Raw genomic sequence first — 8,371 nt, 5'->3', positions numbered from 1 at the left:
CTATACATCGCAGGTGAATGGCTGGCCGGTCAGGGCGAAGCCTTTCAGTCGCTGAACCCGGTGACCCAGCAAGTGCTGTGGTCGGGGGAGGGCGCCACCGCCGCTCAGGTCGAGTCCGCCGTGCAGGCGGCGCGTCAGGCATTCCCGGGCTGGGCGCGCCGTTCGCTCGACGAGCGCATCAGCGTGCTCGAGGCCTTTGCCGCCGCCCTGAAAAACCACAGCGACGAACTGGCCCGCACCATCGGTGAGGAAACCGGCAAGCCGCTGTGGGAAGCCGCGACCGAAGTCACCAGCATGGTCAACAAGATCGCGATTTCGGTGCAAAGCTACCGCGAACGCACCGGCGAGAAGAGCGGCCCGTTGGGCGACGCCACCGCCGTGCTGCGCCACAAGCCACACGGAGTGGTCGCGGTGTTCGGCCCTTACAACTTCCCGGGCCACTTGCCGAACGGGCACATCGTACCGGCGCTGCTGGCCGGTAACAGCGTGCTGTTCAAGCCCAGCGAACTGACGCCGAAAGTCGCCGAGCTGACGGTCAAGTGCTGGATCGAAGCCGGTCTGCCGGCCGGCGTGTTGAACCTGCTGCAAGGCGCTCGTGAAACCGGCATCGCGCTGGCGGCGAACCCGGGCATCGACGGTCTGTTCTTCACCGGTTCGAGCCGCACCGGCAATCACCTGCATCAGCAGTTCGCCGGACGTCCGGACAAGATCCTCGCGCTGGAAATGGGCGGCAATAACCCGCTGGTGGTCGATCAGGTGGCTGATCTGGACGCCGCGGTGTACACGATCATTCAGTCGGCGTTCATTTCTGCAGGCCAGCGCTGCACCTGCGCCCGTCGTCTGCTGGTGCCGCAAGGTGCGTGGGGCGACAGCCTGCTCAAGCGTCTGGTTGAAGTCAGCTCGACGATTGAGGTGGGTGCGTTCGATCAGCAACCGGCGCCGTTCATGGGGTCGGTGATTTCCCTCGGCGCGGCCAAAGCGCTGATGGATGCCCAGCAACATCTGCTGGCCAATGGCGCCGTGTCGCTGCTGGCAATGACTCAGCCACAGGCGCAATCGGCCTTGCTGACCCCGGGCATTCTCGATGTGACCGCCGTCGCCGAGCGGCCGGACGAAGAACTGTTCGGCCCGTTGCTGCAAGTGATCCGCTACACCGATTTTGCTGCAGCGATTGCTGAAGCCAACGACACCGCGTATGGCCTGGCGGCAGGTTTGCTGTCCGATTCCGAAGCGCGTTATCAGCAGTTCTGGCTGGAAAGCCGTGCCGGTATCGTCAACTGGAACAAACAGCTGACCGGCGCCGCGAGCAGCGCGCCGTTCGGCGGTGTCGGCGCTTCGGGCAACCATCGCGCCAGCGCCTACTACGCGGCAGATTACTGCGCGTACCCGGTGGCCTCGCTGGAAACCCCGAGCCTGGTGTTGCCGGCGGCCCTGACGCCTGGCGTGAAAATGGTCTGATGCCTATCGCTGGCAAGCCTGCTCCCACAGGGATTGAGTCGTACACAGAGTCTGTGAACACTGCTAATCCTGTGGGAGCTGGCTTGCCAGCGATGGCCGCGACGCGGTCGCACTGAACAGTTAGTTACTGAAGCCTATAACAACAGATTCTCGTGGAGCCTCGCTGATGAAATCCTATGAAGTCAATTTTGACGGTCTAGTGGGGCCGACCCATAACTACGGTGGTCTGTCCTACGGCAACGTTGCGTCCCAGAGCAACAGCCAGCAATCCTCGAATCCGAAGGAAGCGGCGCTGCAAGGTCTGGCGAAAATGAAAGCGCTGATGGAAATGGGCTTTCAGCAAGGCGTGCTGGCGCCGCAGGAGCGTCCGGACGTGGCTGCGTTGCGCCGTCTGGGTTTCAGTGGCACCGACGCGCAAGTGATCGAGCGCGCTGCCAAAGAGGCCATGCCGCTGCTGGTCGCCAGTTGCTCGGCGTCGAGCATGTGGGTGGCCAACGCCGCCACCGTCAGCCCGAGCGCCGACACTGCTGACGGTCGCGTGCATTTCACCGCCGCCAACCTCAACTGCAAATACCACCGCAGCATCGAGCACCCGACCACCAGTCGCGTGTTGGGGGCGATGTTCGCCGATCAGCAGCACTTCGCCCACCACGCCGCCTTGCCGGCGGTGGCGCAGTTCGGTGACGAAGGCGCCGCCAACCACACGCGTTTCTGCCGTGAGTACGGCGAGGCTGGTGTCGAGTTCTTCGTGTTCGGTCGCAGTGCATTTGACACCCGTTACCCGGCGCCGCAGAAATACCCGGCGCGCCAGACTCTGGAAGCGTCGCAAGCCGTAGCGCGTCTGCACGGTCTGCGGGACGAGGGCGTGGTTTACGCTCAGCAGAACCCGAACGTGATTGATCAGGGCGTGTTCCACAACGACGTGATCGCGGTGGGCAACGGCGAGGTGCTGTTCTATCACGAGGACGCGTTCCTTGAGACCGAGCACATGCTGGCCGAGCTGCAAGGCAAGCTCGCCAACGTCGGCGGCAAGTTCCAGTCCATCTGCGTGCCGCGTTCGGCGGTCAGCGTCGATGATGCCGTGCGCTCGTACCTGTTCAACAGCCAGTTGCTGTCGCGCCCTGACGGTTCGATGTTGTTGATCGTGCCGCAGGAATGCCAGGCCAACGAGCGCGTGTGGGCTTACCTGCAAAGTCTGACCAGCTCCGGCGGCCTGATCCGCGAAGTGAAAGTCTTCGACCTCAAACAAAGCATGCAGAACGGTGGTGGCCCGGCGTGCCTGCGTCTGCGTGTCGCGCTCAACGAAACCGAACTGGCGGCGGTCAACCCAGGGGTTATCATGACCGCGCCGTTGTACGGTTCATTGACCGCATGGGTTGAAAAGCACTATCGCGACCGCCTGAGCGAGAGCGATCTGGCGGACCCGCAATTGCTGCTTGAATGCCGGACGGCACTGGATGAACTGACGCAAATCCTTAAACTGGGCGCGGTTTATCCATTCCAGATCAATTGATGGCCGGCGCGTCGCCTGAATGCGGCGCGCGGCTTGTCTCCCCAAGAGAGTAAAAACATGAGCGATTCCCTGCAGCTGATCCTTGAAGACACCGACGGCACACAACGGCAAACCTCGTGCACCCGCGTCGCGGTCATGTGGCAAGGCAAAGAGCTGTGGATCCAGCAGGACGGCCGTGGCCAACTGCTGATTGGCGTGGACGTCGAGGAAGGTGACGAAGAGTACGCCAACCTGCTGCTGCGCCCATTGGCGACTAATCTGGTAAGTCTGCAACTGGAAATGGAACCGGCTGACCTCGGCGCTGACGAGGATCACGTGCACGGCCCGGATTGCAACCACGATCACTAAGGAAACCGCTCTATGCTCGCCCTCGGCAAACTGCTTGAACTGACCCTCGCCGGCCGCGAACCGGCGGAGAAGACTCAACTGACTGTCGAAGGCGTGCGCATGCGCTGGTTGAGCGAGGGTGCGCTGGAAGTACGGCCACCCGAAGCGCGTGACAATGGCCTGGACCTGCTGCTGTCGGCAGGCATCCACGGCAATGAAACCGCGCCGATCGAGTTACTCGATCGGCTGCTGCATGACATCGCTCGCGGCGACCTGAAGCCGCGCGCACGCATTCTGTTTCTGTTCGGCAACCCGGAAGCGATTCGTAAAGGCGAGCGCTTCGTCGAGCAGGACGTCAATCGGCTGTTCAACGGCCGTCATGAACAAACCAGTGGTTCCGAAGCGCTGCGCGCCTGTGAGCTGGAGCGACTGGCGGCAAGTTTCTTCAGCCTGCCGGATCGTGATCGCCTGCATTACGACCTGCACACGGCGATTCGTGGCTCGAAGATCGAGCAGTTCGCCCTGTATCCGTGGAAGGACGGTCGCCAGCATTCGCGCCGCGAACTGGCGCGCCTGCGTGCCGCCGGTATGGAGGCGGTGCTGCTGCAGAACAAGCCGTCGATCGTGTTCAGCTCCTACACCTACGACAAGCTCGGTGCCGAGGCCTTTACTCTGGAACTGGGCAAGGCGCGGCCGTTCGGGCAAAACGAAGGGGTCGACGTTTCGCGTCTGGAAACCCGCCTGAAGCAGATCATCGAAGGCAATGAGCCGGGTCTGGCCGAAGAAGGCCTGGATGGCTTGCAGCTGTTCAGCGTGGCCCGGGAAATCATCAAGCACAGCGATGCCTTCCGCCTGAATCTGCCGGCGGACATCGAGAACTTTTCCGAGCTGGATGTGGGGTATCTGCTGGCCGAAGACCTGGCCAATACCCGCTGGGTCATCGAGGAAGAGGGCGCACGGATCATTTTCCCTAATCCGAAGGTCAAGAACGGCCTGCGCGCGGGCATCCTGATCGTGCCGACCGGCGACGAAAACCTCGCCTGACGCCAGTTTCGGTTTCGCCATATAACCCTGTGGGAGCGAGCTTGCTCGCGAATGCAATCTGACATTCAACACTTGAGTTGGCTGTCAGTCCGCTTTCGCGAGCAAGCTCGCTCCCACAGGGGAATGAGTGAGACCAGAGATCTCACTCATCGTGTTTAGACCGCTACAGCATGCGGCTCACTGCGGCGCAGTGCGCGAACCTTGCGCAGCGTATCCGCGCACGTCCGCGCCGCTTCCTGGCCCTTGTGCACAAAATGCTCGAAGAAGAACTTCTGATGTTCTTCGCCGGCATGGAAGTGGTGCGGGGTCAGGGACACCGAGAACACCGGCACTTCGGTCTCCAGCTGCACCTGCATCAGGCCGCTGACCACCGACTGGGCGACGAACTCGTGACGGTAGATGCCGCCGTCCACCACCAGGGCTGCAGCGACGATGCCGGCATAACGACCGGTCTTGGCCAGCAACTTGGCGTGCAGGGGCATTTCAAAGGCGCCGCCGACTTCGAAGAAGTCGATGTCCGATTCCTGATAACCCTGGGCCAGCATTTCGGTGATGAAGCCTTTACGGCTCTGGTCGACGATTTCCTTGTGCCAGCAGGCCTGGATGAACGCGACGCGCTCGCCATGTGGGTGTTTGCTTTTGCTGTCGATAGCGGTGGGTTGCATGTTCTGACTCCTGTTTGTGTGAAAAACAGGGCGTTATGAATCGAAAGGGATTCAAGGGTGCGCACGCTCGCACGACTGCTCGCGGACGGCCCTTTGGCGTCAATCCCGTTCTCTCTTCATCCGGACTATGACCGTCGGCCCCGGAATCACACCGGGTCTGCTGACCTTGCCGCCACCCACCGCAAAAGCCGTGTGCGTCGCCAAGCGCTCGCGGGCTATGCGCATTGCGCGCAATTACCGCCGGTGGGGAATTGCACCCCGCCCTGAGAACGTTTTTGCCGCCCTTTGTCGGGCGGCGCAGCGTTTTTAACACAGATTGTGCGTCTGTGCATTGCGCCTTTCCGATGATTGCCATCGAATTTTTTGACTGCCCGAAACGACTTTTCCTTGCGCAAGGGTTGATTAATCCGCGCCATGACCGCAGTAATTCACCTTCGTAAAGGGATTTCCCCTGCTGACTTGAGGCCAGGTTCATGAGCGTTATCGATCTTCGCAGCGACACCGTCACCCAACCGACTCCCGCCATGCTCGACGCCATGACGGCGGCGGACACCGGCGACGACGTGTATGGCGAAGATCCGACGGTCAATCGTCTGGAAGCCGAACTGGCCAGGCGCCTGGGTTTTGCTGCGGCGCTGTTCGTGCCGACCGGCACCATGAGCAATCTGCTGGGGTTGATGGCGCACTGCGAACGTGGCGACGAATACATCGTCGGCCAGCAGGCACACACCTATAAGTACGAGGGCGGCGGCGCGGCAGTGCTTGGCTCGATCCAGCCACAGCCGCTGGAAGTGCAGGCCGATGGTTCGCTGGATCTGGATCAGGTCGCGGCGGCGATCAAACCGGATGACTTTCATTTCGCCCGCAGCCGTCTGTTGGCGCTGGAAAACACCATGCAAGGCAAGGTGCTGCCGCTGGAGTATCTGGCCCGGGCACGCCAGTTTACTCAGGCTCATGGCCTGCAACTGCACCTGGATGGCGCGCGGTTGTACAACGCGGCGGTCAAGCTGGGCGTGGATGCCCGCGAGATTACCCAATACTTCGATTCGGTCTCGGTGTGCCTGTCCAAGGGCCTCGGTGCGCCGGTTGGCTCGGTGCTGTGCGGCGCCGAGGCATTGATCGGCAAAGCACGCCGCCTGCGCAAAATGGTCGGCGGCGGCATGCGTCAGGCCGGATTGCTCGCGGCAGCGGGGCTGTATGCGCTGGATCACAACGTCGAGCGTCTGGCGGACGACCACGCCAACGCGCTATTTTTGGCCGAAGGTCTGCGCGACGCCGGGTTTAGCGTCGAGCCCGTGCAGACCAACATGGTCTACGTGCAGATGGGCGATAAAGCCGAAGCGATCAAGGCGTTTGCCGCCGAACGCGGGATCAAATTGAGCGCCGCCGCACGTCTGCGCATGGTCACGCACATGGACGTCAATCGCTCGCAAATCGAGCAAGTGATCGCGACATTCGTCGAGTTTTCGCGCAAGTGACAGCGTTAGCCGTCCAATTGACCGTTTCTATCGTATAAACACGCTGTACCCCGCGCGCAGGGCCGATATAATGCGGCCCTTTGCCGTCGCTTCGTCTGTTGACGTTTCGAACAGGCCTTTGGCCGCAGCCTCCGTGGAAGAACCTAATGAAAAGCGCAGAAATCCGTGAAGCCTTCCTTCGCTTCTTCGAAGAGCAAGGCCACACCCGTGTAGCCTCCAGCTCTTTGATTCCGGGCAACGACCCAACCCTGCTGTTCACCAACGCGGGGATGAACCAGTTCAAGGACTGCTTCCTGGGCCAGGAAAAGCGCGCGTACACCCGCGCAACCAGCAGCCAGAAGTGCGTGCGCGCCGGTGGCAAGAACAGCGACCTGGAAAACGTCGGTTATACCGCTCGTCACCACACATTCTTTGAAATGCTCGGTAACTTCAGCTTCGGTGACTATTTCAAGCACGACGCGATTACCTTCGCCTGGACCTTCCTGACCGGCGTTCTGAAACTGCCGAAGGAAAAACTCTGGGTCACCGTCTACGCCTCCGACGACGAAGCGTATGACATCTGGACCAAAGAGATCGGCGTGCCGGTCGAGCGCATGATCCGCATCGGCGACAACAAAGGCGCGCCTTACGCGTCCGACAACTTCTGGACCATGGGCGATACCGGCCCGTGCGGCCCATGCACCGAGATTTTCTACGATCACGGCGACCACATCTGGGGCGGCCCACCGGGCTCGCCGGAAGAAGACGGCGACCGTTACATCGAAATCTGGAACAACGTGTTCATGCAGTTCAACCGCACCGCCGACGGCGTGTTGCATCCGTTGCCAGCGCCGTCGGTCGACACCGGCATGGGCCTGGAGCGGATCAGTGCGGTGATGCAGCACGTCAATTCCAACTATGACATCGACCTGTTCAAGAACCTGCTGAAAGCCTCGGCTGAAGCCATCGGTTGCGAAAATGGCGATCAGTCGTCGCTGAAAGTGGTGTCCGACCACATCCGTTCGTGCGGCTTCCTGATTGCCGACGGCGTGTTGCCGTCCAACGAAGGCCGCGGCTACGTGCTGCGCCGGATCATTCGTCGTGCCTGCCGTCACGGCAACAAGCTGGGCGCCACTGGCAGCTTCTTCTACAAGATCGTGGCTGCGCTGGTTGCCGAGATGGGCGAAGCCTTCCCGGAACTGAAGAAGCAGCAGAGCAACATCGAGCGCGTACTCAAGGCCGAAGAAGAGCAGTTCTCCAAGACTCTGGAGCACGGCCTGAAGATTCTCGAGCAGGACCTGCTGGAACTCCAAGGCACCGTGGTGCCGGGCGACGTGGTGTTCAAACTCTACGACACCTACGGTTTCCCGATGGACCTGACAGCTGACATCGCTCGTGAGCGCGGCCTGACGGTCGACGAAGTCGGCTTCGAGCGTGAAATGGAAGCCCAGCGTGTTCGTGCGCGTTCGGCCAGCTCGTTCGGCCTGGACTACAACACCCTGGTCAAGGTTGATGTGGCCACCGAGTTCACCGGTTACAAAGACACCAGCGGTTCGGCAAAAATTGTCGCCATCTATAAAGATGGCCAGTCGGTCGACGTCTTGAATGAAGGCGAAGAGGCGGTGATTGTTCTGAATCAGACACCGTTCTACGCTGAGTCCGGCGGTCAGATCGGCGACTGTGGTTTCCTGCAGGCCGGTAGCGCACGTTTCGACGTTCGCGACACCACCAAGACCGGCGGCGCATTCCTGCACCACGGTGTGCTGGATTCGGGCAGCCTGACCATCGGCGCACCGGTGGAAACCCACGTCGATGCCGAAGTGCGTCACGCGACTTCGCTCAACCACTCCGCCACTCACTTGCTGCACGCTGCGCTGCGTCAGGTCTTGGGCGAGCACGTGCAACAG

General features: G+C 61.3%; 7 protein-coding genes and 1 riboswitch. Of the genes, 6 read left to right on the top strand and 1 reads right to left on the bottom strand.

The window, feature by feature from the left end; all coding sequences use genetic code 11:
• The 4 genes from astD to astE form a co-directional block, all read left to right on the top strand.
• Positions 1 to 1,458: succinylglutamate-semialdehyde dehydrogenase (gene astD, locus DBR24_RS06890; RefSeq protein WP_128614310.1), on the top strand; the 1,458-nt coding region annotated here is incomplete at its 5' end.
• 166 nt (positions 1,459 to 1,624) lie between these two features.
• Positions 1,625 to 2,971 carry an N-succinylarginine dihydrolase gene (astB, locus tag DBR24_RS06885; RefSeq protein WP_128614306.1) on the top strand — a complete coding sequence of 449 codons (1,347 nt, stop codon included), beginning with the start codon at positions 1,625 to 1,627 and terminating at the stop codon, positions 2,969 to 2,971.
• A gap of 57 nt (positions 2,972 to 3,028) precedes the next feature.
• Entirely contained in the window at positions 3,029 to 3,319 is a 291-nt protein-coding gene (locus DBR24_RS06880) for a topoisomerase II (protein WP_123467004.1), read from the top strand.
• Positions 3,320 to 3,331: 12 nt separating this feature from the next.
• Positions 3,332 to 4,342: a succinylglutamate desuccinylase gene (gene astE, locus DBR24_RS06875; protein ID WP_128614305.1), complete on the top strand. Its 1,011-nt coding sequence runs from the start codon at positions 3,332 to 3,334 to the stop codon at positions 4,340 to 4,342.
• A 155-nt stretch (positions 4,343 to 4,497) separates the two neighbouring features.
• Here the strand turns inward: astE and DBR24_RS06870 are convergent, their stop codons facing one another.
• On the bottom strand, positions 4,498 to 5,007 hold the full coding sequence (locus DBR24_RS06870; protein ID WP_123467000.1) for a 6,7-dimethyl-8-ribityllumazine synthase: 510 nt from the start codon (positions 5,005 to 5,007) through the stop codon (positions 4,498 to 4,500).
• A 103-nt stretch (positions 5,008 to 5,110) separates the two neighbouring features.
• A riboswitch (FMN riboswitch) is annotated at positions 5,111 to 5,282 on the bottom strand.
• A gap of 198 nt (positions 5,283 to 5,480) precedes the next feature.
• Between DBR24_RS06870 and ltaE the strand changes: the two genes are divergently transcribed.
• Together ltaE and alaS are read left to right on the top strand one after the other, a co-directional pair.
• On the top strand, positions 5,481 to 6,485 hold the full coding sequence (gene ltaE, locus DBR24_RS06865) for a low-specificity L-threonine aldolase (RefSeq protein ID WP_128614304.1): 1,005 nt from the start codon (positions 5,481 to 5,483) through the stop codon (positions 6,483 to 6,485).
• Positions 6,486 to 6,631: 146 nt separating this feature from the next.
• A partial coding sequence (gene alaS / locus DBR24_RS06860) for an alanine--tRNA ligase (protein WP_128614303.1) occupies positions 6,632 to 8,371 on the top strand: 1,740 nt, incomplete at its 3' end.

The organism is Pseudomonas sp. HMWF006 (assembly GCF_003061205.1).
Lineage (GTDB): Bacteria > Pseudomonadota > Gammaproteobacteria > Pseudomonadales > Pseudomonadaceae > Aquipseudomonas > Aquipseudomonas monsensis.
This window is presented reverse-complemented; position numbering and strand designations above follow the sequence as displayed.

Excerpts from the sequence above, each read along its gene's own strand:
- astB (WP_128614306.1), top strand. The coding sequence starts at position 1,625 with ATGAAATCCTATGAAGTCAATTTTGACGGTCTAGTGGGGCCGACCCAT.
- DBR24_RS06880 (WP_123467004.1), top strand. The coding sequence starts at position 3,029 with ATGAGCGATTCCCTGCAGCTGATCCTTGAAGACACCGACGGCACACAA.
- astE (WP_128614305.1), top strand. The coding sequence starts at position 3,332 with ATGCTCGCCCTCGGCAAACTGCTTGAACTGACCCTCGCCGGCCGCGAA.
- DBR24_RS06870 (WP_123467000.1), bottom strand. The coding sequence starts at position 5,007 with ATGCAACCCACCGCTATCGACAGCAAAAGCAAACACCCACATGGCGAG.
- ltaE (WP_128614304.1), top strand. The coding sequence starts at position 5,481 with ATGAGCGTTATCGATCTTCGCAGCGACACCGTCACCCAACCGACTCCC.